Here is a 25,141-nt window from a genome sequence, read left to right on the forward strand (position 1 = left end):
GTCAAAACAACAAGCTCTAGCAAACGGAAACTGGCGCGCCATGGACTTCGCACCCAATGCCGGCATGCCCGGCGATGTCCTCGTGGTCGAGGACGATCCGATCATCTCGCTGTACTTCGAGGACGCCATCCTCGGCTTCGGCGCCCGCACGGTGCGCACCGCGGCGAACGTCGCCCGTGCGCTCGAACTGATCGCCGAGCGGGCGCCGGATTTCGCGCTGCTCGACGTCGGCCTCGTCAGGGGCGAGAAGACGTTCGCGATCGCCGAGCGGCTCGCTGTGCTGAAGGTGCCGTTCGCCTTCGTCACGGGTTACGGTGCGGATATCAGGCTGCCGGCCTCGCTCGCCGACAAGCCCCGGCTGAGCAAGCCATGCTCGAGCGAGACGCTGGAGGCGGCGCTGAGGCGTAGCGGGAGGTGAGGAGCTTAGCGCCGCGAGCCGATGCAGAGCTCCGCAAGGTCGGCCTCCATCCCCTTGAGGAAGGACAGCGGCGCGCCCGGCGGCACCTTGTCCTTCGCGATCGAGGCCGATCGCACTGCTGAGGCCTGCTCGGACAAATCCCGGAAGCGCGCCAGCGCCTTCGATTTGTTGCGCTTTGAAAACGCCTCCAGCGCATCTTCGGTGGCCTCGGTCGGATTCTTGCGCAGCAATTCATCGTTGCCGGTCGCCAGCGGCGAGACCGCCGTGAGCTTGATCCGGCTCACCAGGGCATAGCGGTCGAACTGCTCGAACACCGTGTCGAGGATTTTCGCCTGCTGCATCGGCGTTGCGAGCGCGAGGTATTTCTTGACGTCCGCATTCTGCTGCAGCCGGTCGAGCTCGGCGGCCGCCGGAAATTTCTCGGCATAGACGTTCTGGTCGATCAGCGCATCGTTGCCGTCGATCAGCCGCACACCCCATTTGATCACGACGTCGCGGCCGCGCGCTTCGAGCTGGCCGGCTTCGATGCCCTTGCTCGCCAGACAGGCGGGATCGGCATTGTCGCGCAGCGATTTACCGAACCCGGCGCTCAATGCCTTGCCATAGGCCGAATTGAAGGCGTCGCGGATCTTCGCCGCCTGCGCATCTTGTGCCGGCTGCGCCGGCGCCAGCGACGGCGCAAGCAGGAGAAGGGCGGCAATCAATGGCGTGGCGCGTCTCAAATCGGCTACTCATCAATCAGACCCGGTCCGGAAGCGGCTGGGCCTGATATGGTCGCCCGAACCGCTTGCGCGGTTCATTGTGGCCTGTCGCCGGATGACACCGGCTTCGGGCCGAGCGTGCTCGCAGCCGGCGCGTTCGTCGTCTACGATCCATTGTGTCGGATTCGGCAACGCACAGGCATCGGGGAGCTGTCATGGCGATCAGGTCATCTGCCGCTGCGCCCGCAACGGCGCTATCCCTCGGGCTGCTCCTCGCGCTGCCGGTTGCAACAGGGCCCGGTGCGGGCCTGCCGCTGGCCTCGGCCGTCATCGGTGGTCTGGTGTCTCCAGCCATCGCCGAGCCGGTCGCGCTCACAAGCGGACAATCGGCCGCGCGCGAAACCTACGACAATGCCGTGAAGAACTTCGTCTCGATCCTGCGCCAGCGACGTGCACAGATCGATTCCAGGCAGCCGCTGCCCAACCTGCCGGGCCAGGCCCTCTATCTTGCCCGTGTCGAGATGATGAGCGCATACAAGGACCTCACCGATGCGCTGCCGTCCCGGATCGGCAGACCCAACAGATTCGGCATCCCTCCGGCCTATTTTGACGCCGACAATGAGCCGCTGCTCGATGAGTACAGGGCGCTGTTTGACGTGATGGAGGCGCCGCCCGCGAGCGCACAAGGATCCGATACGCCGTTCAAGGACGTGGTCGATCTGGCGACGGCGATCGCGCGCGGCAGGGGGCTGGATGCCGCCAATGCGGCGACCGCCGGCCGTATCAGCCTCGGGCTTTTCTTCGCGGAGACGAACGGCAAGCAAAATGCCGGCAATGCGCGGTCTAACACCTACAAGGGAAGCCTGCAGACCGGTCCGTCCGAAGATCGCAACGGTCAAAGGAAGTGGGCAGCCATCAAGGGATCAATCGCAGTCCTCGATCCGGCACTGAGCCGTCGCGACGACAGGGAAGAAGCGCGAGCTGGCAACCTCGACCACAGGTTCAATCACTGGACCGCGGTGCGGGATGCGCTCATGAACGCACACGCAGACATCTTCCCACAGGTCCCGGCGATCGCAAAAGCTCTGCCCGATCCAATCGATCAAATGAAGCTCTTCGAGCTCATCCAGATCATTCCCACCCCGACCAGGGCCGCGCTGCAGTCAGGCAACCTCGTCGGCCACAGAATTTCCGACCCCAGGATCATGGGATATTTGCGAAACAACAGCATCTTCGCCTTCGGCCGGGTCGACAGGGCGAGAACGTCTGCGACCTTCCGCGAAATCCTCGATGCGATGTGGCTCTTCAACGCCAAGTTCGAACAGGCGCTTGCCAAGTCCAGGGGGATCGAGGCCGGCAAGCAGGGATGACATCGGCTGGCGCAGATCGGACCGCGTATTTGCCGAGAGCTCGGGGCGTCGCAGGGCGATCAGAGCGGACCGAGCAGGGCCCATCGCGGCTCGCAGAATTCCTTCACGGCAGAAGCGACGCCGCTGCTGATGAGGCTGCGGCGCTCGGGCGAGTCCATCTTGAGTTCTTCGTCGCGGTTGATGATCGAGCCCGCCTCCAGCAGGACTGATGGCATCGCGGTCTTTCGGAGCACGATCAGCTCATCATAGCTGTAGACGCCGGTTTCCTTGTTCAGCAGCGGGTGCTGGTAGCGACCCATGATGGCCTGGCTGTATTGCTCGGCATACTGAAGCCCCTGGGCCTTCATTTCCCCGGCGACCAGTTCGGCGAACCGGAGGCTCGTCTTGAACTCCGGATTGTCCCGGGAGACGAAAACCGAGTAACCGCTGAAGCGATCGCTGAAGTGGCCTTTCTTTCCCTCGAATTCCCAGTCCTCGAGCATTTTGTTGGGCACGGAGTCATGGTGGATCGACAGCAGGAGATCGGCGTGCAGATTGTTGGCGGCGGCGACCCGCTTGAAGAGGCTGGGTCTGGCCCTGCCTTCGGTCAGAAGCAGCCTGGTCTCAGTAAAGCCTTCGGCCTTCAACCTCTCCTCGATCAGCCGTGCAAGGCGCAGGTTGAAGGCGAACTCGGTGACATTCCGGGCACTGATCGCGCCTTCCGATTCTGCGGTATGTCCCACATCTAGAACGATCCGGAATGTCGAGGGATCGCATTTGGCTGCGGCCGGCTTGAGCGCGGACGGCGGCAGGGCGACCGGCCCAAGGGCGGCAAGCCGCGTGGCGCGGTGCTTCGGCTGAGCGCGGTGTCTTGCCAATTTGGCCGGCCGTGCCGACTTAGCGCGCTTTGGCGATTTGGCGTGCTTGGCTGAAGTCTTGAAAAGATCAGGCAGCCAGCCGGCGTCGCTGACTTCGATCGGCAGCAGCGCGAACACGGCAATCGCAACGACAGCCAGGCGGCGCGGCCGCAACCCCGCGACGATGCCGCCCAGCACGCGAATCAACTCGCGCCTCATGCTCCGCCCCCCTTCGGGCGCCCCCAGCATAATGGCTCTGATGTCGATACCGGAAGAGGCCGGTGACGTCCATCCCCGGCCAAATCGCGTCTGGGGAAGGGAGAGCGGTTCCGTCGCGGCTGCGACCCGATTACACCGGCTTCGGGTCGAGCGTGATCGCCCACAGCTCGGCGTCGACGCGGTCGCGCAGGCTCACGGTCATCTGCCCGCTTTTGCCGTCGATTTTGACGTGACCGAAGAACTGCATGCCGGCCGACGGCGGCAGGTTCTGGTTCGCTTCGCCCGGCGCCTTGATGAATTTCACTTCAGGGCCAAACGTGTTGTCGAGCTCGTTCGGACCGAACGTGCCGGCGTGCAGCGGGCCGGAGACGAATTCCCAGAACGGATCGAACTCCTGGAACTGCGCCTTGTTCGGATTGTAGTAGTGCGCGGCCGCGTAGTGCACGTCGGCGGTCAGCCAGACTGTGTTGACGATGCCGGCGGTCTTGATGAAGCGCAGGATGTCGGCGATCTCGAGCTCGCGGCCGCGCGCCGGGCCGTCGCCCTGCGCAAACGCTTCCGAGCCCTTCTTGTTGGCGGCATCGTCATAGACGATCAGCGACAGCGGCATGTCGGAGGCGATCACCTTCCAGGTGGCGCGCGAATTGAGCAGCGCGCGCTTCAGCCAGGCCATCTGGTCCGGACCGATGAAATAGGCATCGGGGCCGTATTGCTCCTGCAGGTTCGGACCGTTGGGGCCGCGATAGCTGCGCTCGTCGAGCATGAAGACGTCGAGATGCGGACCGTAGCTCAAGGTGCGATAGACCCGGCCCGGCTCGACGATGCTCTCGCGCATCGGATACATTTCGTGGAAGGCTTTCGCCGCGCGCGCGGCGAGCACGGTGATGTCGCGTTCCTTGTAAGACGCCGGCAGCTGCTTCGACAGCGACCAGTTGTTGGTCACCTCGTGGTCGTCCCACTGCACGAAGATCGGCACCTCGGCATTGAAGGCGCGGACATTGCTGTCGAGGAAGTTATATTTGTGCGCGGCCCGATACTCGTCGAGCGTCTCGGCGACCTTGGCCTTTTCGGGAATCGTGATGTTCTTCCAGACTTTGCCGTCGGGGAGCTTCACCTCGGACGGGATCACGCCGTCGGCGTAGATGGTGTCGCCGGAGTGCAGCAGGAAATCCGGATTGTGCTTCTTCATCGCGGCGAAGGTGATCATGCCGCCATCGTCGGGGTTGATGCCCCAGCCCTGGCCGGCGACGTCGCCGCCCCACACAAAGGAGACGTCGCGGCGGTCGCCCGGCGCGGTGCGGAAGCGGCCCACCACGGGCTCGCCCACGACGTCAATATGAGCGAGGTCGCGGAAGCGGACGCGATAGAAGATGTCCTGGCCGGAGGGCAGGTTCTCCAGCAGCATTTTTGCGGTGAAGTCGCTCTCCGGCAGCGCCGTGATCGGCGGCAGCGCACGGGCATCCTTGAACGACTCAGTGGTGGCGACCTCGACCATCATCTGCGCCGGCCGGTCCGCACGCGCCCACACCACGCCGCCGTCAACGCCGACATCGCCGGACTGCACGCCATGGGTGATCACAGGGCGATCCGCGGCGCGCGACAGATAAGGCATCGCGATCACACCGGCGCCGGCCGCAGCCGTCGTCGAGAGGAAGCGTCGGCGGGTGAGCTTTCGCGAAAACCGGATCGTCATGGGGAGCCTCCTCAGGTCACAGCGACAATGCGCCGCATGCGTGCCAAGACCTAGAAAAATTCCATGACGGAGAGATTACAGGGGCGGGCACATGTGAGGTGAGCACGCAAGCCGGCTCCCTCTCCCGCTTGCGGGGGAGGGTTGGGGGTGGGGGCTCTCTCCACGAATCATATCGCGCAGGGAGCCCCCACCCGCCGCGCTCCGGCGCGCAAGAGCGCTGCCGAGCGCGTCGGCCTCCCCCGCAAGCGGGAGAGGCGAAGGGAAACTCATGGAGAGATTGGTAGAGGTCGCGTAAGCCCTACGCCGTCCCCGCCGCCCTGAACTGGCTCGCGGTCCGCTGCAAATTCTGCGGCATGCTCAACAGCAGCGCCTTGCGGTCGGCGACGGCGTTGTGGAACTGCTCGAGCGCGATGTTGAACGCGGTCAGCGTGCCTTCCTCGATGGCGCCATGTTCGAAGCAGTCGAGGGTGTGGCGCAGGATGTCGTCGGCTTCCGCCTGCATCTGGTCGAGCTCTTCGGTGGAGTCGCTGTGCCGCGCGGTTTTCAGCATCTCCAGCAGACGCTCGCGCTGCGAGGTGTTGGTGTTGCGCTCGTCCTGCTTGAGGTAGCCGGCGAACCACGCGCCGGCCGAGCCCATCGCCGAGAACGCCATCAGGCTCCACCAGATGTAGTCGCTGTAGCGGTCGAGAAAGGTCTTCTCTTCGCCGTCGACGAAGGCGGCCGCGCCCGGATGCACCGGGATGGTGGCGTCCTTGTCGGTGTCGGGCGTCTCGATCTTGGCTGCGAGCGGGAAATCGTTCTTGAGCGACTGCCGGATCGCGAACAATTGCCGCGTGAATGCTGCGACCGTCGCGTCCGACACGCCCTTTCGCGCGACAATGTGGTGCGAGAAGCTGATCGTCTTCACTTCGTCATCGGGCCGGTCGGCCGAGCCGAGCGAGCCGGCGGGGATTTCGGCGGCCTCGTAGGCGGGATGGTTCTGGGCGATTGCCTCGGAGGCGTCGATCGGCAGGAAGGTCGGCTCGCCGCCGTCCTTGATCGACGCCGTGATCGCATCGATCGTGATCTTGCTGTTGGCCGGACCGACGGCGAGATAGGCGTCGGCCTTCAGGTTCTTGATAGCGTCCGCCGCCTCATTGGCCGGGAACTGGACGATCTCGACCTTCATCGGGTCGACGCCATACTGCTGCAGGATCAGCTTCAGCAGATTGACATTGGCCGGGGTGCGGCCGACGACGCCGATCTTGCGGCCGGCAAGTTGCGTGATCTTGGTGATCTTCGCGGCCTTGCGGCCCTTGCCCTTTGCCGCCGGCGGGGCCCACATCACCACGACATTCTTGCGCAGCACCGCGACCGCCTGCGCATTCTTCGGCACTTCGAGATCGCCGCGAATGATGGCGAGGTCGGCCTTGCCGTCGGCCAGCGTCTGCGCGCTGGCGGTGGCGCCGTCGGTCTGCACCGGTCTCAGCTTGACCTGGGTGTGCTGCTGGTTGTTGAAGGCCTGCGCTAGCGCCTGAACCACCTTGAGGTCATCGCTGTTGGCGGGGCCGACCGCGATCCGCAGCGTCACCGGGCGCACCGCGAAATAATAACCTGCGGTCAGCGCGCCGACGATGGCGAGCGCGCCCGCGATCAAGACGAACATCAGCCGCCGCTTTGCCGAACGCAGCGGCTTGGGCGATATGCTGGCGGGGCCGTCTGTCATCGATCTCGCAATCGTCGGGGCTCAATCTCGCAAACTACCAACGCGCATACATCCCAGATTTGTAGCAAATTCCTGAAGATACAGATGTTACATCTGCTTCATGGTTACCAGCGGCGATAGGACGCGATTTTGGCCTTATTTTCGGCTTGGATCCCACCCGGAGGGCGGTTGTTGGGTTAAGGTCGGCGTCAAACGGGAGGGTTGCCATGGTCGAACGGCTGTCAGCGGAAGCAAGGAAGGCCGCTCTTTGGGAACTGGCCGGCTGGTCGGAGCTGGCCGGGCGGGAGGCGATCGCAAAGACCTTCGTCTTCAAGGACTTCAACGAAGCCTTCGGCTTCATGGCCCGCGCCGCTTTGGTCGCCGAGAAGAACGACCATCACCCCGAATGGAAGAACGTCTACAAGACCGTCGAGGTCGTGCTGGCGACCCACGATGTCGGCGGGGTGACCAAGCGCGATATCGACCTCGCCAAGGCCATGAACACGATCGCACGGCAGCTTGGGGTCAATTGACCCAGCCGGCCGCAATCTTGCGCCGGTTGGCCGACATCCCCAGATTCGAAGCGTCTGCCGCCGAACTGTCGCGGCGCCGAGGAACCCCGCGATGACATCGAGCGAACACGATGTGGGATTTGGGCCTGCCGACCGGCTGGCGCAGGACCCGGAAAGCGTGCGCCGCCGCTTCTGGATCAAGTTCAAGAAGGTGGTGGCGAACCTGCCCTTCGCCGAGGACCTGCTGGCCGCCTATTACTGTGCCTTCGACCGGCAGACGCCGCGCCATGTGCAGGCGGCGCTGCTTGGCGCAATCGCCTATTTCATTCTGCCGTTCGATTTCGTGCCGGACATGCTGCCGATCCTCGGCTTCACCGATGACGCCGCGGTGCTCGCAACCGCGCTGCGCCTGGTGGCGAGCCACATCATGCCGGAGCATCGCGAAGCCGCGCGCGCCGCACTGAAGCGCGGGGTGCCGGAAGAGGGAGCGCCGCAGGCGTAGCCCGAAGCGCAGGATTTAACCTCCCCTTGAAAAGGGGAGGTCGCTTTGCTCGCCAGAGCAAAGCGGGTGGGGATCTGATCTCTCCGCTTGCAGCGTCATCTGCGGCTGACCCCCATCCCGTCATTCCCCCTTTCAGGAGGAAGGAGAAGACGGAGGCGTAGCCCGGATAGAGCGCAGCGCATCCGGGGTGAGACCGTCAGCTGACCCACGAGGCCCCGGGTTGGGCTGCGCTCCATCCGGGTCCGGGGAGTCTACCGTTTCTCGCCGGTGCGCAGTTGGGAACGCGTATTTTTTTCCGCGTCCCACGCCTGGAACTGCTTGAACAGCGCCTCCTTGTCGGCGTCGCTCTGCAGACGAGCGGCCGCCGGGCTCTGCTTCAGGAATTCATCGAAACGGCTGCGCGAGACGGCTTCGACGCCATGGCGGTCGAGCCATTGCTGGGCTACCGGCAGGCGTTGCCAACCCGGCAGCGGCGCCGACAACGAGACCTCCCGCCACTTCGGATGGAACGGCGGATTCTGGAATGTCGGAAATTTCGTGAAGAACGCATCCACGAAATTGGCCAGCTTGTGGTAGCGCTCGGTGTTCGGCGCCCAGTTGTAGGCCGCAAGCACGGCAGGAACGGCGATCGTGTCGACGCGATCCTCTCCCGAAATCAGGTTGGGATAGTCCTTGGCCGACAGGCTCGCGGGCAGATAGTCGCCCTGCAACGGCTTCTCGTAGTTGACCGTCACCAGGTGGAACCGATCGTCCTTGAAGCCGCTCACCGACTTGTAAGGCTTGCCGCCACACACGATCACGGCGTCAATTTCTCCGGCCTTCAATTTCTCCAGCGCGATGCGCTGCTCGACATAGACGACCTTCGGCTTCATTCCGAGCCGCTCGAACACGGTCAGCGCGGTCACGAAGGTGCCGCCATTGGGAAGGTCGACGCTGACGGTCTTGCCCTCAAGGTCCCTGAGATTGCGGATCGATTTCGACGCGATCACATGCATCTCTTCGTTATAGAGCTTGGTCACGTAGGTGAATTGTTTCTTGATATCTTTCGCAATGCCCTTCCGCTCCAGATATTCGAGCGTGTCAGACCGAACGATGCCGAGATCGACACCCTGCAGAAACAGGATGTCGGCGACGCTCTGCACCGAGCCGCGCCCGACGATCGGCAGAATGCGCAACTTGTTGCCATCGTCGAGCACGGAGGCGAGATCGGCGCCGAACTGAACATAGGTGCCGCCGATCGTGCCGGAGATCAGCGTGACCGTGTTGGCGTTGAGGCTCTGCTTGGTGCTTACCGAGCCGAACTGAAAGATCGCCTTCAGGCTGTCGCTGACCTTGGCCGGGTCGAATTCGGTCTGCTCGGCCCGTGCCGCCGGGCCGCAAATCATCATGCCTGTGAATAGTACCAATCCAAACAAGCGTCGCATGTGTCCCTCGAGAAAAGCTTGATTCTGAGATGAGCCTAGTTTTGCAATTGCGCGAGGCGTTGCTGTGCGGGCTGCGAGCCGAGTTCGGCAGCCTTGCGATACCAGAAGCGCGCTGCGTCCGGATCGGGCGTGATGCTCCGCTTGTCCAAGGTCCCCAGCACGTCGGGATCGTAGGTGCGCGCCAGCAACAGCGCCGCGTCGGCGTCCTGCGCATCCGCGGCCCGCTCGAGCAGCAGCCGCGCCGATACGATGTCGCCGATCGCAAGCAGGCTGTTGGCCCGCTTCAGGAGGCCTGCGATGTCATCCGGATCGAGGCGTCTTGCCGGTGGCGCCGCCGGTGGTGGTGGCTCGATCGGCGCAGCCGCGGGCGTTTCGCGCGCGACGACGTCGCTCTTGATCGCTTCCTGATAGGCGGCCGCGATCTGCGCGCGTGACGGCGGGCTTGCAGTGGCGGGCGACACCTCGGTGGCCGCGGCGCGAACCGCTTCCGCGATTTCCGCGCGGGCCTCGATCGGCGAGACGCCGACCAGCGCGGCCTTGGCGCTCACGACCGCGTCGCGCACGCTGCCGATGGACCACAGCCCGACCACCGCAGCCGCGACAAGTGCGACGGCCGAAATTGTCAGCAGGCCGGTGCGGAGGCGCGAACGTGGAATCGTGGTGCGCCCGTGCCAGTCCGCGTCGTCGATTGGGCTTGAAAGAAAAAGCGGGGCGGGTTCGTCCGCGCCGATGTCGATGGCTGCCCGATGTGGTCGCCGGTAGCGATAAGGTGCAAATTCAGGATCGTTGATATCAGCGTTGATCGCGTCGCGTGGCGGATCGCTGCCGTGAACGTGTGTTGGCTTCCCCACCATGATGATGCTTCCCCGATACTATGACGCAACAATCGGGCATCTCTGGTGTCTGGTTGTTGTTCTTGTTGGGGTCCCTGAGCGCCCGCTACGGACTCTTAATCGCCTTGCGATTGGGCCCAAAAAGCGACCTTGGTCGCTTCGAATCGGGAGAAATTTGGGTTTGATTGCGGCAGCGCGCGCCAATTCAGAGAAAACTCACAAGGTTTGCTCACGATTGCGCGCGCCGCGCTGAAGCGCGGGGTGCCTGCGCAGGAGTGATCTATCTCTTCTCCTTCCCCCTGAAAGGGGGAAGGTCGGGATGGGGGCCAGCTGCACGCGACGCTGCAAGCGGAGAGAGCAGATCCCCACCCGCTTTGCTCTGACGAGCAAAGCGACCTCCCCTTTTCAAGGGGAGATTAAGCAGCGCGCAGCTCAGCTTCCCGGATGCAGGATCACCTTGCCCATCGCCTTGCGGCCGGCGAGCACCTTCAGCGCTTCTGCGGTCTGTGACAGCGGGAAGGTGCGGTCGACATGCGAGGAGATCTTGCCTTCCGCGGTCCACTGCACGAGCTTTTCGAGGTTCTTCCGGTTCTTCTCCGGATTGAGCCGCGCCCAGGCACCCCAGAACACGCCGCGGATATCGCAGCCCTTCAACAGCGCAAGGTTGAGCGGGATCTTCGGAATGTCGCCGGCGGCAAAGCCGATCACCAGGAAGCGGCCTTCCCATGCGGTCGAGCGCAGCGCCGCCTCGGCATAGGCGCCGCCGACCGGATCGAACACGATGTCGGCGCCCTTGCCTCCGGTCAGCTTGCGCAGACCCTCTTTGAGATCTTCCTTGGCGTAGTTCAGCGTCAGCTCGGCGCCATGTTGTTTGGCGAATGCAAGCTTCTCGTCCGACGACGCGCAGGCAATGACCTTGAGACCCATCAGTTTGCCGAGCTCGCATGCGGCAAGTCCGGTGCCGCCGGCGGCGCCGAGCACCGCGAGCGTCTCGCCCGGCTTCGGGCTCGCGCGATCTTCCAGCGCATGCAGCGCAGTGCCGTAGATGATGATGATGCCGGCGGCGCGATCGTAATCGAGACTGTCGGGAATCTTCACGATCGAATTCGCCGGCAGCGCGATCTTGTCGCGCGCGCCGTTGTGGCCGCACGACGCGACGACGCGGTCGCCGACCTTGAGATCAGTGACACCAGCGCCGACGCTCTCGATCACGCCGGCAACTTCGGCGGCCGGCGAGAACGGGAACGGCGGCTTGATCTGGTACTTGCCCTGGATCATCAGGATGTCGAAGAAGTTCAGCGCCGCCGCCTTGATCGCGATCACGGCTTCGCCCGGACCGGCCACCGGATCGGGCACGTCTGCCAGCACGAGATCGTCGGGTTGACAGTATTGCGAGCAGAGGATGGCTTTCATGGACACACCTGAGTTTCGGACGCAAAAGACCTGAAAGCTTCATGCCGGATTTGCGGCGGAGCGACAATACAAAGCGGAGGGATCAAACTATGTTTGAAAAAGGCCTGCTAGCGAAAAAGCGCATCCTGATCACCGGCGGCGGCTCCGGCCTGGGCGCGGCGATGGGCCGCCGCTTTGCCGAACTCGGCGCCGAACTGATCATCTGCGGACGCCGGCAGGAACTCCTGGAGGAAACCGCAGCCAAATTCCGCAGTGAACTCGGTGCGAAGGTCTCCACCGCGCGCTGCGATATCCGCGACGGCGCGGCGGTCGAAGCCATGATGGATCAGCTGTGGCAGGACGCGCCGATCGACGTTCTCGTCAACAATGCTGCCGCAACCTTTATTGCGCAGAGCGAACATCTGTCATTCCGTGCGGCGGACGCGATCCTCGGTCCGACATTGCACGGCACGCTGTATTGCACGCTCGCCGCCGGCCGCCGCTGGATCGAAGGCAAGCACAAGGGCGTGGTGCTCTCGATCCTCTCGACTTCGACCATCACCGGCCGCGCCTTCACCGTGCCGTCCTCGATGGCCAAGACCGCGGTGCTGGCGATGACCAGGAGCCTTGCGGTGGAATGGGGGCCGAAGGGCATTCGCACCGTCGCGATCGCGCCCGGCGCGTTTCCGACGGCCGGCGCGACCGGACAATTGCGTCCGGAAGGGCGCGGCGAGAGCTGGGCGCATCGCAATCCGCTCGGCCGCGCCGGTGAGCATTCGGAGCTCGCCAATCTCGCGAGCTTCCTGATCTCCGACCAGGCCGGCTACATCAATGGCGAGATGGTGGTGCAGGACGGCGGCGCGCACCTGCGCAGTTCCGGTGCCGAGGACCTGCTGCAATGGACTGACGCGCAGTGGGAGAAGCAGCGCGCGGCGCGCGCCAAGGGCTGACGATCGACAACAAGCACCGAGCAAGCGCTAAGAAAAGGATGGACGCGCGATGCGGCTGCGGCTGACGCGCGCGTGCAGCCGTAACTGCCTTCCCAAAAAGGCGTTTCCCGGTTATCCATCCGAGCCGGCGGAGGGGAATCGCCGGGCCATCTTCCAGTCACAATGATGAGGGAACCAGTTGGCCGTGCGGCAAATACTGACATCATTGGTTGCCTGTAGCCTGGTGTGCGGGATCACCTCGCTTGCGCCGGCGCAGGCCGCGCCCAAAAAGGATACGGCCAAGGACGCAGCCAAGCCGGCGCCGTCGCCTGCCGCGGCTGCGGCCGGTGGCGCCGAGCCGACGTTGATCGGCCAGTTCGGCACCTGGGGCGCCTACACCGCGTCGCCCAACGGCAAGAAGGTGTGCTTTGCGCTCGCCAAGCCGTCATCGTCGAAGACCAACCCGCCGAACCGGCCGCGCGATCCGGCCTATGCCTTCATCTCGACTCGCCCGGCCGAAAAGGTCGTCAACGAAGTCTCGGTCATGATCGGCTACACGGTGAAGCCGGGCTCGGAATCGACGCTCCAGGTCGGCGGCGGCACTTACGCGATGTACACGCAGGGCGACGGCCTCTGGATCAAGAATGCGGCCGAGGAGGAGCGGATGGTGGAAGCCATGCGCAAATCGGCCGAGGTGACGGTAAAAGCCGTCTCGGCGAAGGGTACCGAGACGATCGATACCTTCGCACTGAAGGGCCTGGCGCAGGCGCTTGACCGGCTGGGACAGGACTGCCGGCGCTAAGACCGGCTCAGAAAGGCAAATTCGAGGTATTTGGTGGCTTTCCAGCACCGGCTGGAAGGCCTATTTGAGGTTTCATGACCGACATCCAGTCCACCAATGCTGTGCCCGGCGCCCATGCGCCGCTCGAAAAGGTTCCGCTCGAGACCTATGTGCCGCCGGCGAAGCCGTCGCTGATCGGGCTGTCGCGCGCCGAGATCGCCGATCGCCTGGGCGAGATCGGGGTTTCGCCGTCGCAGCGCAAGATGCGCACTCAGCAGCTCTGGAACTGGATGTATTTCCGCGGCGCCAAGAACTTTGCCGAGATGACCAACGTCTCGAAGGACATGCGCGCCGAGCTCGAGAAGCATTTTACCGTCGACCGTCCCGAGGTGGTCGCCGAGCAGATCTCCAACGACGGCACCCGCAAATGGCTGCTGCGGCTGCCGAGCGGCGACAAGCTCGAGCGGCCGCACGAGGTCGAGTGCGTCTACATTCCCGAGACCGATCGCGGCACGCTGTGCGTTTCCTCGCAGGTCGGTTGCACGCTGAACTGCTCGTTCTGCCACACCGGCACGCAGCGGCTGGTGCGCAACCTCACCGCCGGCGAGATCGTCGGCCAGGTGATGGTGGCGCGCGACCGGTTGAATGATTGGGCGGACCGGGAAGACGGCACGCGCCGCGTCACCAATATCGTGATGATGGGGATGGGCGAGCCGCTCTACAATTTCGACGCGGTGCGCGATGCGCTGTTGATCGTCGGCGACAATGAAGGCATCGGCATTTCCCGCCGCCGCATTACCCTGTCGACCTCGGGCGTGGTGCCGAACATCCAGCGCACCGGTGAGGAGATCGGCGTGATGCTCGCGATCTCCTTGCATGCGGTGCGCGACGAATTACGCAACGAGCTGGTGCCGCTGAACCGCAAATATCCGATCAAGGAGCTGCTGCAGGCCTGCCGCGACTATCCCGGCGCGTCCAATGCGCGGCGCATCACCTTCGAATATGTGATGCTCAAGGGCGTCAACGATTCGCTCGATGACGCCAAGCTGCTGGTCAAGCTGCTCAAGGGCATTCCGGCCAAGATCAACCTGATCCCGTTCAACCCGTGGCCGGGCACCGCCTACGAGTGCTCGGACTGGGAGCAGATCGAAAAATTCTCCGAATACATCTTCAACGCCGGCTACTCCTCGCCGGTGCGCACGCCGCGCGGCCGCGACATCCTCGCCGCCTGCGGCCAGCTCAAGTCGGAGACCGAAAAGCTCTCGGCCCGCGAGCGCCAGGCGCTGCGCGCGATGGCGATGACGGATTGATCAGATGGCCTTGATCGGCCGCCTGTTCGTCGTCGCCTTCGGTTTCCTGATGGCCTGCTTCGTCGCGGGCATCATCGTGGTCGTTGCGGTGCTGTATCCCGAGATCAGCGATTTCGGCGGCCAGATCGACCAGAGCGCTGTCAACATCGTGCTCGGCTTCGGCTTCATCTTCATCTCCGGCTTTGCATTGTTGCCCGCGCTGATCGTGGTGCTGCTGACCGAGGCCTTCTACATCAGGAGCGTGCTGGCCTACGCCGTCGGCGGCGCCATCGTCGGCGCGGCCTGCTATCTCGGCCTGGTTCCGTTCGACCCTGATATGATGCAATTCCAAGGCATCGTGCGTCGGCACATGGAGATCATGACCGGCGCCGGCATCGTCGCCGGCCTGGTCTACTGGCTGATCGCTGGCCGCAGCGCCGGCGCCTGGCGCGAGCCGCCGCGTCCCCTGCCGCCGCCCCCGCCATTGCCGTCGCAATCGCCGCAGCCGTGATGCTTCCCATGCCGCACAGCCTCGGCTAAACCGCGCGCCATGAACCGGACCGGACTTGTCATAGCGCTGGCGCTGGCGCTCATCATTGGCCTCGTGTTCGGGATCTATCCCGAGCTCGATCTGAAGCTGGCGGCACTGTTCTACGATGCCGCGCAAAACACCTTTCCGCTGAAGCTCGATGCGGTGGCGTCGTTCGCGCGCGATGCGGCGATGTGGATCGCCTGGGCGCTGGTGCTGCCGGCGATCGTGACCATCGTCTGGAAATTCATCCGCCCGGAGCGGCCGATGCTGATGTCGGGCCGCGCCGCGGTGTTCCTGCTCACCACGATGCTGCTCTCGGCCGGCGTGCTCACTAACCTGACCTTCAAGAATTATTGGGGCCGGCCGCGGCCGGTGTTCGTGACGCAGTTCGGCGGCGACCTGCCATTCATGCCGTGGTGGGACCCGCGCGGCGGCTGCCCGCGCAATTGCTCGTTCTTCTCCGGCGAGGGCGCCACCGCGTTCTGGACCTATGCGCCGGCGGCGCTGACGCCGCCCGCCTGGCGGCCGCTGGCCTTTGCCGGCGCCACCGTGTTCGGCATCGTCACCAGCAGCTTGCGAATGGCCTTTGGCGGGCACTTTTTCACCGACGTCGCGATCGCGGGCCTGGTGTCTTTTCTGGTGGTCTGGCTGTTCTATGCCCTGATCTACCGCTGGGCCTCGACCCGGCTGACCGACGAGGCGGTCGATGCGGCGCTGACCCGGCTTGCGATGCCGGGCTACCGGTGGATGCAGCACTGGCGCCGGGGTGGCAGGGTAGAGCCCAGCCAGCCCGAGGCCTGATTAAAGGCGTGCCCAGCCTGCTGAAATTTGATATTCGGCCTGCCAAACACCACCCATTTCCGACCGATTGGACCGTTCCATGAGCACGATTCTGAAAAGCCTGCCCACCGGCGAGAAAGTCGGCATCGCGTTCTCGGGCGGGCTCGACACGTCAGCGGCGCTGCTCTGGATGAAGCTGAAGGGCGCCAAGGTCTTTGCTTACACCGCCAATCTCGGCCAGCCCGACGAGGCCGACTACGACGCGATCCCGCGCAAGGCGATGGATTTCGGCGCCGAGAAGGCCCGCCTGGTCGATTGCCGCACCCAGCTGGTGCATGAGGGCATCGCCGCGATCCAGTCCGGCGCCTTCCACATCTCGACCGGCGGCATCACCTATTTCAACACCACCCCGCTCGGCCGCGCGGTCACCGGCACGATGCTGGTCGCCGCGATGCAGGAGGACGGCGTCAACATCTGGGGCGACGGCTCGACCTTCAAGGGCAACGACATCGAGCGCTTCTATCGCTACGGCCTGCTCACCAATCCGTCGTTGCGGATTTATAAGCCCTGGCTCGACCAGCAGTTCATCGACGAGCTCGGCGGCCGCGCTGAAATGTCGGCCTTCATGACCGCGCAGGGCTTCGCCTACAAGATGAGCGCGGAGAAGGCCTATTCGACCGACAGCAATCTGCTCGGCGCCACGCATGAAGCCAAGGATCTCGAAAGTCTTTCGAGCGGCATCACCATCGTCAATCCGATCATGGGCGTGCCGTTCTGGCGCGCCGACTGCGACGTCAAGCCTGAGAAGGTCGTGGTGCGCTTCGAGGAGGGCCAGCCGGTCGCGCTGAACGGCAAGACGTTTGCCGATCCGGTCGCGCTGTTCCTCGAGGCCAACGTGATCGGCGGCCGCCATGGCCTCGGCATGAGCGACCAGATCGAGAACCGGATCATCGAGGCCAAGAGCCGCGGCATCTACGAGGCGCCGGGCATGGCGCTGCTGCACATCGCCTATGAGCGGCTGGTCACCGGTATCCACAATGAGGATACGATCGAGCAGTACCGCATCAGCGGCATGCGGCTCGGCCGCTTGCTGTATCAGGGCCGCTGGTTCGATTCGCAGGCCTTGATGCTGCGCGAGACCGCGCAGCGCTGGGTGGCGCGCGCCGTCACCGGCGAGGTGACGCTCGAGCTGCGCCGCGGCAACGACTACTCGATCCTGAACACCGAGAGCCCGAACCTGACCTATGCGCCGGAGCGGCTCAGCATGGAGAAGGTCGAGGACGCCGCCTTCACGCCGGCCGACCGCATCGGCCAGCTGACGATGCGCAACCTCGACATCGCCGACACCCGCGCCAAGCTCGGCCTCTACAACAAGACCGGCCTGCTCTCGAGCGGCGAAGGCTCGCAGATTTTCCAGCTCGAGAACGACAAGGACTGACGTAACCAAAAACTCAGTGTCGTCCCGGGCTTGACCCGGGACCCATAACCACGACCGTCAACTGTTTCGCAACGCTGGGGCCGCAGCTCACTTCAACAACTCCACCCTGTGGTTATGGGTCCCGGCCTTCGCCGGGACGACGAGGGGGAGAGACGTTGGCTTACTTCACCCTGAGCGCATCGAGCAGCGAGCGAAATGCGCGCGCGTAATCCGTGCCGGTCTTGCCGATGTCGGGACCCGCTGAAACCGCAACCGCGGCTTCCGTCGCCGCGCCGAGCAACAGCCGCGCCAACGGCTCGATCGGCTGCTTGGCGATCACGCCGGCGTCCATTGCAGCGGCCAGCGCGCGCGGAAATTTTCCGCCGAAATGCTTGGCGTCGATCTCGCGCCAGCGTTCCCAGCCGAGCACGGCCGGGCCATCGCGCAAAATGATCTGGCCGGTCGGGCCCTTCGAGCACGCCGCGAAATAGCCCTGGGTTCCCGCCGCCATCGCCGCGAGCGGGTCGTTCTCGGCGCGCGAGATGCGGTCGAGATCGGAGACGAGGTCGAGCGAGACCTGCTCGAACACCGCCTCGAACACCGCCTCCTTGGTCGCGAAGTGATGATAGACCGCGCCCTTGGCGACGCGGGCCCCGGCGGCGATGTCGTCCATCGTCGCAGCCGCAAAGCCGCGCTCGCCAAAGATGCGCCGCGCCGCCTTGACGATGGCGGCTCTTGTCTTCTCGCGCCGCTCGGCCTGGGTTGCCATGGCGCCTGTCTAGCGCAGGTTCCGTATCGGCGCCAGTTGACTTACCGACTCCCAGTCGATAAATACCGACCATCGGTCGGTAAATGGGAGATGCCGTGATGCCCTCGCTCAAGACGCTGCAAGCCTTCGCTGACACGGTCGAGTCCAACGACCATGTCGGCGCGATCAGGAATTTCTATTCAGCGGACGCCCGCACCCAGGAGAATGACGGCGAATGGCGCGTCGGCCGCGAGGCGCTGGCGGCGCGCGAGGCGGCGGTGCTGGCCGCGGTCGCCGGCGTGAAGACCACGCGGCTCGGTCCGCTGCTCGTCGATGGCGATCATTCGGCGATCTGCTGGCGGTTCGAGTTCACGGCCAAGGACGGCAAGGTCCGCAGCATGGAAGAGGTCGCCTGGCAGACCTGGCGCGGCGAGGAGCTGGTCGAGGAGCGCTTCTTCTACGATCCGCAGCAGATGGCGCGGTGAAGTCACGAGGTCTTGGAAGCGCTCCTACCTCCCCTTGAAAGGGAGGTCGCTTTGCTCGCCAGAGCAAAGCGGGTGGGGATCAGCTCTCTCCGCATACGGCATCGCCTGCGGCTGACCCCCATCCCGACCTTTCAGGGGAAGGAGAAAAACAAAAATGGCCGGGATCGCTCCCGGCCATTTCGTATCGTGATGTCGCCCCGCTCAGCGCGGCGGCGGCGCGGCGGAGGCGGTGCCGCCGTTGAGCAGCGGGGTGATGCGGCGGACGGTGACGCGCCGGTTGATGCGGCTCGGTCCGTCGGTCTGCTCCTTCAGATATTGCGAGCCGTAGCCCTGCGAGGTCAGGTTCTCGGCCGGCACGCCGAACTGCTGCGTCAACAGCTCGGCTGCGGATTGCGCACGGCGGTCGGACAGCGACAGATTGTCGGTGTCGTTGCCGGTCGCGTCCGTATGGCCCTCGATCAGGAACACCTCGCGCGGATTGCGCTGGATGGCACGGTTGAGGCCGTCGGCGATCGCCTGCAGCTTCGCCGCCTGATCCGGGGGAATCTGCCAGGACCCTGAGTCGAAGTTGATGCTGTTGACGTCGATCGACGGCATCAGCATGCGCACGTTCGGACTGTAGCGGATCTCGTCGAGCGAATAGCGCCGCGCGATCCGGTCCACCGGCGGGGCCTCCATGGTGTCGTAGATTACATCAGGTGCCGCGCTGTCGGACTCGACGATGTAGCGATCATAGGGAATGCGCACCACCGGCGGCGGCAGGTCGACATAGAAGCCGCCAACCGCGCGCGGATCGCGATAGGAGTTGTCGATGATGACGAGCTCGCGGCCGCCTGCATCCCTGCGGATCCGGCGCAGCATCTGCCCGTCGGGACCGACCACCGTGATGATCTCGGTGCCGTCGGGACGAACCACGATGGTGCGGGTCTCGCCGCCGATCGTCTCGGTGCGAATGTCGCGCGCGCCATAGCGGAAGCGATAGTTATCGTCGCCCCGGACATAGGCCTGTCCGCCCGGATCGCGAATGATGATCCGGTCCGGCTCGGTGTAGATGGTGCGGCCGCCTTCGACGACTTCCTGCCGCTGGCCGCGCAGGTCGGCGATGCTCCCGCCGATGATGGCGCCGGCCACCACGCCGACACCGACCGCGGCGCCGATCGCGAGCGGCGTGAGGTTGTCATGGCGTGGCGGCGGTGGCAGCGGTGCTGAAACCGTCGGCGCGGTCCGGAAGGCCGAGGAAACCGTCGGTGGGGCGTATTGCGCCTGGCCGGGCGGCGGGGTTGCGGCTGCCGAGCCGGGGACGACACCCGGCGCCGAGGGGCCGGCTGGACGCGCCGATGGCGCGCCCATGGCGGCTCCCGCGGCGGGCGGCAGTGCGGGCGCAGCGCCGGCTGCCGGCGGAGGTGTGCCCGGGCGTCCCGGCTGACCCGGAGCCGGTGCAGCGCCAGGAACTGCTCCAGGAGCAGCGCCAGGTGCGCCCATTGCGGCGCCTGGAGTCGCCGGCGTTCCGGGCGGTGTGGCCGGACGTCCCTGCTGACCTGGCGCCGCTGGCGTTGGCGTTGCGCCGGGCGCGCCCATTGCCGCGCCTGGGGTCGCCGGTGTTCCGGGCGGTGTAGCCGGACGTCCCTGCTGACCCGGCGTCGGGGTCGCACCGGGTGTTGCGGCGGGCGGTGCGCCCGGTCGTGCCGGCGGCTGTCCCGCTGCGGGAGGCGTCGTCGCCGAAGGCGCGGGCGTTGCTGGAGATGTCGCGGCGGGCGGCGTGCCCGGAGGTTGCCTGGTGCCACCCGGACGTTCACCACCCGGACGATCACCAGGCCGGCGTTCGGCGGGAGCCGTTGTCGGAGCTGTCGGCGTTGCAGGCGCAGGCGTTGCTGCTGTCGGAGGCGGCGGCGTGCCGGGACGTGCTGCGGGAGCTGCGCCCGGTGCAGGCGTCGGCGGCGTATGCGCAGCCGGGGGTGGAGGTGGCGGAGGCGTCGCCGGACGTTGCGGTGCTGCGGCAGGCGGCGGAGGGGGCGGGGTCGGCTTCGCCGGGGCAGCCGCGGGCGGCTCCGGCCGCGCGGGCGCGGCGGGCGGTGCGGGGCGAGCGGGAGCTGCCGCGGGCGGCGGAGGCGGCGTCGGGCGCGCAGGTGCAGCGGCGGGCGGAGGTGGCGGCGTCGGGTGTGCCGGAGCAGCAGCCGGTGGCGGCGGTGGCGGGGTCGGCTTCGCGGGCGCCGCGGCCGGCGGCGGCGCGGGACGCGCAGGCGGTGCGGCGGCCGGAGGTGGTGCCTGCGGATGCGGCGCGGCTGCGGGCGGTGCCGGATGTGCGGGAGCACCCGGCGCGGGCCGTGGCTTCGGCTTTCCGTCAGGTCCGGTTTCTTCCTTTGGCTGCGCCTGTGCGACGACCAGCGGCGAGGTTTGGGCGTGCGACGCTGAGGTGGCGAATTGCATCACCGTCAGCGCAGTCGTGGCAAGCAGCACGAGACGAAGCTTTGTCATGGTCTTGGAGTCCCCGGGCGGAAAGTTCTGGGCAGGAAAGAAAACAGTGAGCCGAACAATTCGGCAGGACGATGAACGGCCAGCCGTTAGGCCGGATTGTGGCGAGCCACGAATCATCGGCGAAGTTTATTTCGACATTATAACGGGTTGCATGCGCGCTTGTTCACTGCGCATTCAGAAGAAACGCTCGGACATAGTTGCAACTGATGTGGAACTGAGGCGCGGGGGTGATTCACCCCGCGGCGAGTCGATCTGTCGCAGGTGGTGGACCGGATGGTCCCGGCGGTCCACGCACCGGTAATTCGTCGGGCGTGTTGCCGGGCAACTCGTCCGGTCGCGGCGGCTCACCGGGTTCGCGCACCGGCGCTGGAATCTCAGGCTGCGGATTTCCCGGCGGAATGCCCGGCGGCGGTTCGCTCGGCGTGCCTGGCGTTGATGGTGGGATCTCGGGAGGCTCGATCGGCATCACATCGAGACCTTGCCGTTGTCGCCGACGTAGGGTCGCGACGTGTTCATTGATCGCTCCATCGAAATTCGAAGCGATAGCGGATCGCGCGCCGCGGCGTTCCTATGCGCCTCATCCGGGCGTGTGGCAGACCGCCTCGATATTGTGGCCGTCGGGATCGAGCACGAACGCGCCGTCATAGTTCGGGTGATAATGCGCGCGGATGCCGGGCGCACCGTTGTCGCGGCCGCCGGCTGCCATCGCGGCCTTGTAGAAAGCATCGACGGTGGCACGGTCCTTGGCCACAATCGCGATATGCACCGGCCTGTTCATCGCGCCTTCGCCGCCGATCCAGAAGTCCGGCTTGCCGTTGGCGCCGAACCCCGCCGCAGGCGCGTGCCCGGTCACTTCCGCCGGCACTTCCATGATCAGGCCGTAGCCGAGCGGCGCCAGCGCCGTCTGGTAGAACGCCTTCGCGCGCTGATAGTCGGAGACCGAAAAGCCGATATGGCCGATCATCGCAAGCCTTCCTTGTTGTGTCGCATCTGCATCCGCGTTCTCGCTTCACCTCCCCTTGGAAAGGGGAGGTCGCTTTGCTCGCGAGAGCAAAGCGGGTGGGGATCTGCTCTCTCCGCAGACAGCGTCGTCTGCGGCTGCCCCCATCCCGACCTTCGCCCTTTCAGGGGGAAGGGGAAGACAAGCCCGTCGTCCAGAGCGGAGGACCACATATCAATCCCGTGCGAGCCATCGCGTTGCTCCGCGTCCGGCCCTGCCCGACGTAACCACGCGCGCGCATCTCCGCAATGCGGTCGCGCCAACGACCGCCGGCACTTCCGTGTCGCTCACTGATTTGCCGACTGGCAACTCAGCAAAAACCCGTCAAGCCCCTGCGCCCTCTGTGAAGTGAGAGGGCGAAACGAAGAGCGAGCCTCGGACAAATCATGTCGCGAGAATGCAACGCTGCGCCCCCATCCACACCTGTCATCGCCCGGCTCGACCGGGCGATCCAGTACGCCGCGGCTTCTCGGCTCAAGCATCGGCGCCTCTGGAATACTGGATCGACCGGTCCCGTGTACGCCAAGGCTTCGACGAGGCCACAAATCCCAGGCACGCCGAAGCTTTAGCGAAGGCGGCAAGCCGGGCGGCGACACCGATTCTGTGGCAGCGGATTCGAGAACCTATCGCACAGCCTCACGACGCCGGCGCCTGGTCGCGCCGCAGCCGGCGCGAGCGCGCGGCCTTGTGCAGCACGCGCGCGAGTTGCTCGGCCGAATAGGGCTTCTGCAGCAGCTCGAAGCCGCCGCTGCCCTGCTGCGACAGCACCTGGCTGTAGCCGGAGGCGAGCACGATCGGCAGGTCGAGCCCCTGCCGGCGGATCTCCCCCGCAAGCTCGATGCCGCTCATGCCGGGCATCACGACGTCGGTGAATACGAGGTCGAACCTGTCGGGGTCGACGGCAAGCTCTTCCAAGGCGTGGGTGGCGTTCTCCACCAGCACGCAGGTGCAGCCAAGCTGGGTCAGCGTGTCGGCGGCGAACTTTCCGACCTCCACATTGTCCTCGACGATCAAGACCGACGCCGCGGTTCGATCGACCGAAGGCGCATCCTCGGTGCGCACCGATTGCGCGCGGTGTTCGCCGACGACGCGCGGCAGATACAGCGTGAATGTCGAGCCCTTGCCGACGTCGCTGGTGACGGTCACCTCGCCGCCGGATTGCTTGGCAAAGCCGAACACCTGCGACAGGCCGAGGCCAGTGCCCTGGCCGATTTCCTTGGTGGTGTAAAACGGCTCGAAGATGCGGCCGAACAGATCCTGCGGAATGCCGACGCCGGTGTCGGCCACCGACACCGCGACGTGGCCGTGAGGGCTCGGCGGGTTCGCTGCTCCGGACGGCAGGCTGTTGACCGGGCGGACCGCGATCGTAAGCCGGCCGACGCCGTCCATGGCGTCGCGCGCGTTGACCGCCATGTTGATGATCGCGGTCTCGAACTGGCCGGCGTCGGCGTTGACCAGACAGGTTTCGTCCGGCACCTGCGCTGTGATCTCGATGCGCGAGCCGATCAGGGTCGCGATCATCTCGCTCAGGGTCCGCACATTCTGGCTGGCGTCGAACACCTCGGGCTTGAGGGTTTGCCGGCGCGCGAACGCGAGTAGCTGGTTGGTCAGCTTGGCGGCGCGGTTCACGGTGTTGGAGATCGCGTCGATGTAGCGCTGCCGCCGCGGCTCCGGCAGGTCCGGCCGCCGCAACATGTCGACCGAGGCGCGGATCACGGTCAGCAGATTGTTGAAATCGTGCGCGACGCCGCCGGTGAGTTGGCCGAGCGCCTCCAGCCGCTGGCCATGACGCAGCGCGTCCTCGGCCTCGATCCGCCGGTTGGCCTCCTCCTGCAGGCGCTGGGTGCGCCGGAAGGCGAGCGCGAGCAGGCCGAACAGCAGCGCGGTGGCCGGGATCCCGAAGATCAGGTGCTGGGCCATGGTCGACATCCAGCGCGACTTGATCGCCGAGGTTTCGAGGCCGGCGCTGACATAGATCGGGTATTCGGCCAGCCGCTGATAGCGCATGCGCCGTTCGACGCCGTCGGCCGGGGACTGGATCGTCATGGCGCCGGCCTCGGGATTGGCGACGATCTGCCGCCCGAGCGGCCCGCCCGGCTCGAACCTGACGTTGCGGTCGACGACGGGGAAGTGCGCCAGCACCGCACCGTCGGTCCGGATCAGCGCCAGGAAGCTGCCGGGCTCGCGGCCGATCCGCGCGTAGAAATTGACGAAATATTCCGGAAGCACGGAGGCCTGGATCACGCCGGCAAAGCTGCCGTCCTCGTTGTTGCGGCGCCGGCCGACGCTGAAGAACCGCGACCCCAGATAGGGCGGCCGAGGCGTCAGCACCTCGCCGATATAGGTGCCGATGTCGCCCGGGGCATGGATCCGGAAGTATTCCCGGTCCGAGAAATCGATGTCGGGGGCCGGCTGCACCAGGCTGTTGACCAGGGCGCGGCCGTTGGCATCGAACACCCAGATCGACTTCACCTGGGGAAGCGCCTCGGCGACCTTGCGCAGTCGCTGGTGCAGGCTCTTGTCGCGCGCGACGATGTCGCCATCGCCCATGCCGCGGATGACCTCGGTGACCTCGGCCAGGCTGCGGTCGATGGTCTCGAACACCTTGAGCGCGTGCTCATGGGCGACATCAAGCGTGCGCTGGATTTCCTGGTCGGCGGCCTCGTTGATCGAGATCCAGGACATCGCGGAGGCGAACGCAAACAGCGCCAGCGGAAGGGCTAGCGCGGCGGCCATCATCCATCGCAGCAGTCTCAGCGAATTGCGTTGTGCAGTCGGCACGGGCGCTCCGGCTCCTTGCGGACCTTAACGCAAACCGTTGCGCCGGAGGAAGCGAAACCCCGCCTTGAGGTGTGGCCTTGGGATGTGGCGCCGGGGCGCTTTCGCCGTGGCGCGGCCGCTCAAGGGCAGCGCAGGCCGAGGCGGATCGATCAAGCGGACGCCGGCTTGCGCTCGGGGCCGCGCCGGGCCGATGCCGCCCGGTGACATCACGGACCCGTTAGCGCCTCGTCGGCGGTCAAGCGGAAAATCGACCCGGATGACGCTTCCCGACGCTGTTTTTAGGAGTTCTAAAACCTCTCACGGGCAAACGCTTGACCCTGTGACTACCTGCTGAAACACA

23 protein-coding genes are annotated in these 25,141 nt (G+C 65.5%); 11 read left to right on the top strand and 12 right to left on the bottom strand.

Features of this window, described 5'->3' with window-relative positions:
- The first annotated feature begins 40 nt into the window (after positions 1 to 40).
- Positions 41 to 418, top strand: a complete 378-nt coding sequence (locus G6P99_RS01805) for a response regulator (RefSeq protein ID WP_029081229.1) — start codon at positions 41 to 43, stop codon at positions 416 to 418.
- A gap of 5 nt (positions 419 to 423) precedes the next feature.
- Here the strand turns inward: G6P99_RS01805 and G6P99_RS01810 are convergent, their stop codons facing one another.
- The gene (locus G6P99_RS01810) at positions 424 to 1,140 is read right to left on the bottom strand and encodes a hypothetical protein (RefSeq protein ID WP_156928612.1); all 717 of its coding nucleotides are present in this window, start codon (positions 1,138 to 1,140) and stop codon (positions 424 to 426) included.
- Between the two features lie 194 nt (positions 1,141 to 1,334).
- Here G6P99_RS01810 and G6P99_RS01815 point away from each other — a divergent pair, with 194 nt between their 5' ends.
- Positions 1,335 to 2,489, top strand: coding sequence for a hypothetical protein (locus G6P99_RS01815; RefSeq protein ID WP_165127093.1), 1,155 nt, complete (start codon positions 1,335 to 1,337; stop codon positions 2,487 to 2,489).
- A 59-nt stretch (positions 2,490 to 2,548) separates the two neighbouring features.
- Here G6P99_RS01815 and G6P99_RS01820 read toward each other — a convergent pair whose 3' ends face one another.
- From G6P99_RS01820 to G6P99_RS01830, 3 genes are all read right to left on the bottom strand, one after another.
- On the bottom strand, positions 2,549 to 3,523 hold the full coding sequence (locus G6P99_RS01820) for an N-acetylmuramoyl-L-alanine amidase (RefSeq protein WP_245284682.1): 975 nt from the start codon (positions 3,521 to 3,523) through the stop codon (positions 2,549 to 2,551).
- 151 nt (positions 3,524 to 3,674) lie between these two features.
- Entirely contained in the window at positions 3,675 to 5,237 is a 1,563-nt protein-coding gene (locus G6P99_RS01825) for an alkaline phosphatase D family protein (protein ID WP_029081233.1), read from the bottom strand.
- Positions 5,238 to 5,535: 298 nt separating this feature from the next.
- Entirely contained in the window at positions 5,536 to 6,942 is a 1,407-nt protein-coding gene (locus G6P99_RS01830) for a TAXI family TRAP transporter solute-binding subunit (protein ID WP_245284683.1), read from the bottom strand.
- 206 nt (positions 6,943 to 7,148) lie between these two features.
- Between G6P99_RS01830 and G6P99_RS01835 the strand changes: the two genes are divergently transcribed.
- Positions 7,149 to 7,454 (top strand): 4a-hydroxytetrahydrobiopterin dehydratase, encoded by a 306-nt coding sequence (locus tag G6P99_RS01835; protein WP_029081235.1) that lies wholly within the window; start codon positions 7,149 to 7,151, stop codon positions 7,452 to 7,454.
- 91 nt (positions 7,455 to 7,545) lie between these two features.
- Complete coding sequence (locus G6P99_RS01840) at positions 7,546 to 7,935, top strand: YkvA family protein (RefSeq protein ID WP_029081236.1); 390 nt, start codon at positions 7,546 to 7,548, stop codon at positions 7,933 to 7,935.
- A gap of 251 nt (positions 7,936 to 8,186) precedes the next feature.
- On the opposite strand, the gene G6P99_RS01845 is transcribed toward G6P99_RS01840, so the two are convergent.
- The 3 genes from G6P99_RS01845 to G6P99_RS01855 all read right to left on the bottom strand — a co-directional run bounded on the left by G6P99_RS01845 (position 8,187) and on the right by G6P99_RS01855 (position 11,605).
- Positions 8,187 to 9,359, bottom strand: coding sequence for a TAXI family TRAP transporter solute-binding subunit (locus tag G6P99_RS01845; protein WP_029081237.1), 1,173 nt, complete (start codon positions 9,357 to 9,359; stop codon positions 8,187 to 8,189).
- 35 nt (positions 9,360 to 9,394) lie between these two features.
- Positions 9,395 to 10,213, bottom strand: coding sequence for a hypothetical protein (locus tag G6P99_RS01850; RefSeq protein WP_051346280.1), 819 nt, complete (start codon positions 10,211 to 10,213; stop codon positions 9,395 to 9,397).
- Positions 10,214 to 10,624: 411 nt separating this feature from the next.
- Positions 10,625 to 11,605: an NADPH:quinone oxidoreductase family protein gene (locus G6P99_RS01855; RefSeq protein WP_029081238.1), complete on the bottom strand. Its 981-nt coding sequence runs from the start codon at positions 11,603 to 11,605 to the stop codon at positions 10,625 to 10,627.
- Positions 11,606 to 11,694: 89 nt separating this feature from the next.
- Between G6P99_RS01855 and G6P99_RS01860 the strand changes: the two genes are divergently transcribed.
- From G6P99_RS01860 to argG, 6 genes are all read left to right on the top strand, one after another.
- A complete protein-coding gene (locus G6P99_RS01860) occupies positions 11,695 to 12,534 on the top strand; it encodes an SDR family oxidoreductase (protein WP_029081239.1) in 840 nt (279 codons plus the stop codon).
- A 184-nt stretch (positions 12,535 to 12,718) separates the two neighbouring features.
- Positions 12,719 to 13,315, top strand: coding sequence for an invasion associated locus B family protein (locus G6P99_RS01865; RefSeq protein ID WP_051346294.1), 597 nt, complete (start codon positions 12,719 to 12,721; stop codon positions 13,313 to 13,315).
- 74 nt (positions 13,316 to 13,389) lie between these two features.
- A complete protein-coding gene (gene rlmN / locus G6P99_RS01870) occupies positions 13,390 to 14,604 on the top strand; it encodes a 23S rRNA (adenine(2503)-C(2))-methyltransferase RlmN (RefSeq protein ID WP_035976884.1) in 1,215 nt (404 codons plus the stop codon).
- Between the two features lie 4 nt (positions 14,605 to 14,608).
- A complete protein-coding gene (locus G6P99_RS01875; protein WP_029081242.1) occupies positions 14,609 to 15,094 on the top strand; it encodes a hypothetical protein in 486 nt (161 codons plus the stop codon).
- 39 nt (positions 15,095 to 15,133) lie between these two features.
- Positions 15,134 to 15,916: a phosphatase PAP2 family protein gene (locus G6P99_RS01880; protein WP_165127095.1), complete on the top strand. Its 783-nt coding sequence runs from the start codon at positions 15,134 to 15,136 to the stop codon at positions 15,914 to 15,916.
- 79 nt (positions 15,917 to 15,995) lie between these two features.
- Positions 15,996 to 17,333, top strand: a complete 1,338-nt coding sequence (argG, locus tag G6P99_RS01885; protein ID WP_029081244.1) for an argininosuccinate synthase — start codon at positions 15,996 to 15,998, stop codon at positions 17,331 to 17,333.
- Between the two features lie 160 nt (positions 17,334 to 17,493).
- Here the strand turns inward: argG and G6P99_RS01890 are convergent, their stop codons facing one another.
- Complete coding sequence (locus tag G6P99_RS01890; RefSeq protein WP_165127097.1) at positions 17,494 to 18,081, bottom strand: TetR/AcrR family transcriptional regulator; 588 nt, start codon at positions 18,079 to 18,081, stop codon at positions 17,494 to 17,496.
- A 98-nt stretch (positions 18,082 to 18,179) separates the two neighbouring features.
- Between G6P99_RS01890 and G6P99_RS01895 the strand changes: the two genes are divergently transcribed.
- Positions 18,180 to 18,545 (top strand): hypothetical protein, encoded by a 366-nt coding sequence (locus G6P99_RS01895; RefSeq protein ID WP_029081246.1) that lies wholly within the window; start codon positions 18,180 to 18,182, stop codon positions 18,543 to 18,545.
- Between the two features lie 201 nt (positions 18,546 to 18,746).
- Here the strand turns inward: G6P99_RS01895 and G6P99_RS01900 are convergent, their stop codons facing one another.
- From G6P99_RS01900 to G6P99_RS01915, 4 genes are all read right to left on the bottom strand, one after another.
- On the bottom strand, positions 18,747 to 21,020 hold the full coding sequence (locus G6P99_RS01900; protein ID WP_165127099.1) for an OmpA family protein: 2,274 nt from the start codon (positions 21,018 to 21,020) through the stop codon (positions 18,747 to 18,749).
- Between the two features lie 232 nt (positions 21,021 to 21,252).
- On the bottom strand, positions 21,253 to 21,486 hold the full coding sequence (locus tag G6P99_RS01905) for a hypothetical protein (RefSeq protein WP_084518473.1): 234 nt from the start codon (positions 21,484 to 21,486) through the stop codon (positions 21,253 to 21,255).
- A 111-nt stretch (positions 21,487 to 21,597) separates the two neighbouring features.
- Positions 21,598 to 21,984: a VOC family protein gene (locus tag G6P99_RS01910; RefSeq protein WP_029081250.1), complete on the bottom strand. Its 387-nt coding sequence runs from the start codon at positions 21,982 to 21,984 to the stop codon at positions 21,598 to 21,600.
- Between the two features lie 672 nt (positions 21,985 to 22,656).
- Complete coding sequence (locus G6P99_RS01915) at positions 22,657 to 24,801, bottom strand: hybrid sensor histidine kinase/response regulator (RefSeq protein ID WP_029081251.1); 2,145 nt, start codon at positions 24,799 to 24,801, stop codon at positions 22,657 to 22,659.
- Between the last annotated feature and the right edge of the window lie 340 nt (positions 24,802 to 25,141).

Origin of the sequence: Bradyrhizobium sp. 6(2017), assembly GCF_011058295.2 — a bacterium.
Lineage (GTDB): Bacteria > Pseudomonadota > Alphaproteobacteria > Rhizobiales > Xanthobacteraceae > Bradyrhizobium > Bradyrhizobium septentrionale.

Bases quoted from the DNA above. Each gene is read 5' to 3' on its own strand.
- G6P99_RS01805 (WP_029081229.1), top strand. From the start codon at position 41: ATGGACTTCGCACCCAATGCCGGCATGCCCGGCGATGTCCTCGTGGTC.
- G6P99_RS01815 (WP_165127093.1), top strand. From the start codon at position 1,335: ATGGCGATCAGGTCATCTGCCGCTGCGCCCGCAACGGCGCTATCCCTC.
- G6P99_RS01825 (WP_029081233.1), bottom strand. From the start codon at position 5,237: ATGACGATCCGGTTTTCGCGAAAGCTCACCCGCCGACGCTTCCTCTCG.
- G6P99_RS01830 (WP_245284683.1), bottom strand. From the start codon at position 6,942: ATGACAGACGGCCCCGCCAGCATATCGCCCAAGCCGCTGCGTTCGGCA.
- G6P99_RS01835 (WP_029081235.1), top strand. From the start codon at position 7,149: ATGGTCGAACGGCTGTCAGCGGAAGCAAGGAAGGCCGCTCTTTGGGAA.
- G6P99_RS01840 (WP_029081236.1), top strand. From the start codon at position 7,546: ATGACATCGAGCGAACACGATGTGGGATTTGGGCCTGCCGACCGGCTG.
- G6P99_RS01845 (WP_029081237.1), bottom strand. From the start codon at position 9,359: ATGCGACGCTTGTTTGGATTGGTACTATTCACAGGCATGATGATTTGC.
- G6P99_RS01850 (WP_051346280.1), bottom strand. From the start codon at position 10,213: ATGGTGGGGAAGCCAACACACGTTCACGGCAGCGATCCGCCACGCGAC.
- G6P99_RS01855 (WP_029081238.1), bottom strand. From the start codon at position 11,605: ATGAAAGCCATCCTCTGCTCGCAATACTGTCAACCCGACGATCTCGTG.
- G6P99_RS01860 (WP_029081239.1), top strand. From the start codon at position 11,695: ATGTTTGAAAAAGGCCTGCTAGCGAAAAAGCGCATCCTGATCACCGGC.
- rlmN (WP_035976884.1), top strand. From the start codon at position 13,390: ATGACCGACATCCAGTCCACCAATGCTGTGCCCGGCGCCCATGCGCCG.
- G6P99_RS01875 (WP_029081242.1), top strand. From the start codon at position 14,609: ATGGCCTTGATCGGCCGCCTGTTCGTCGTCGCCTTCGGTTTCCTGATG.
- G6P99_RS01880 (WP_165127095.1), top strand. From the start codon at position 15,134: ATGAACCGGACCGGACTTGTCATAGCGCTGGCGCTGGCGCTCATCATT.
- argG (WP_029081244.1), top strand. From the start codon at position 15,996: ATGAGCACGATTCTGAAAAGCCTGCCCACCGGCGAGAAAGTCGGCATC.
- G6P99_RS01890 (WP_165127097.1), bottom strand. From the start codon at position 18,081: ATGGCAACCCAGGCCGAGCGGCGCGAGAAGACAAGAGCCGCCATCGTC.
- G6P99_RS01895 (WP_029081246.1), top strand. From the start codon at position 18,180: ATGCCCTCGCTCAAGACGCTGCAAGCCTTCGCTGACACGGTCGAGTCC.
- G6P99_RS01900 (WP_165127099.1), bottom strand. From the start codon at position 21,020: ATGACAAAGCTTCGTCTCGTGCTGCTTGCCACGACTGCGCTGACGGTG.
- G6P99_RS01905 (WP_084518473.1), bottom strand. From the start codon at position 21,486: ATGCCGATCGAGCCTCCCGAGATCCCACCATCAACGCCAGGCACGCCG.
- G6P99_RS01910 (WP_029081250.1), bottom strand. From the start codon at position 21,984: ATGATCGGCCATATCGGCTTTTCGGTCTCCGACTATCAGCGCGCGAAG.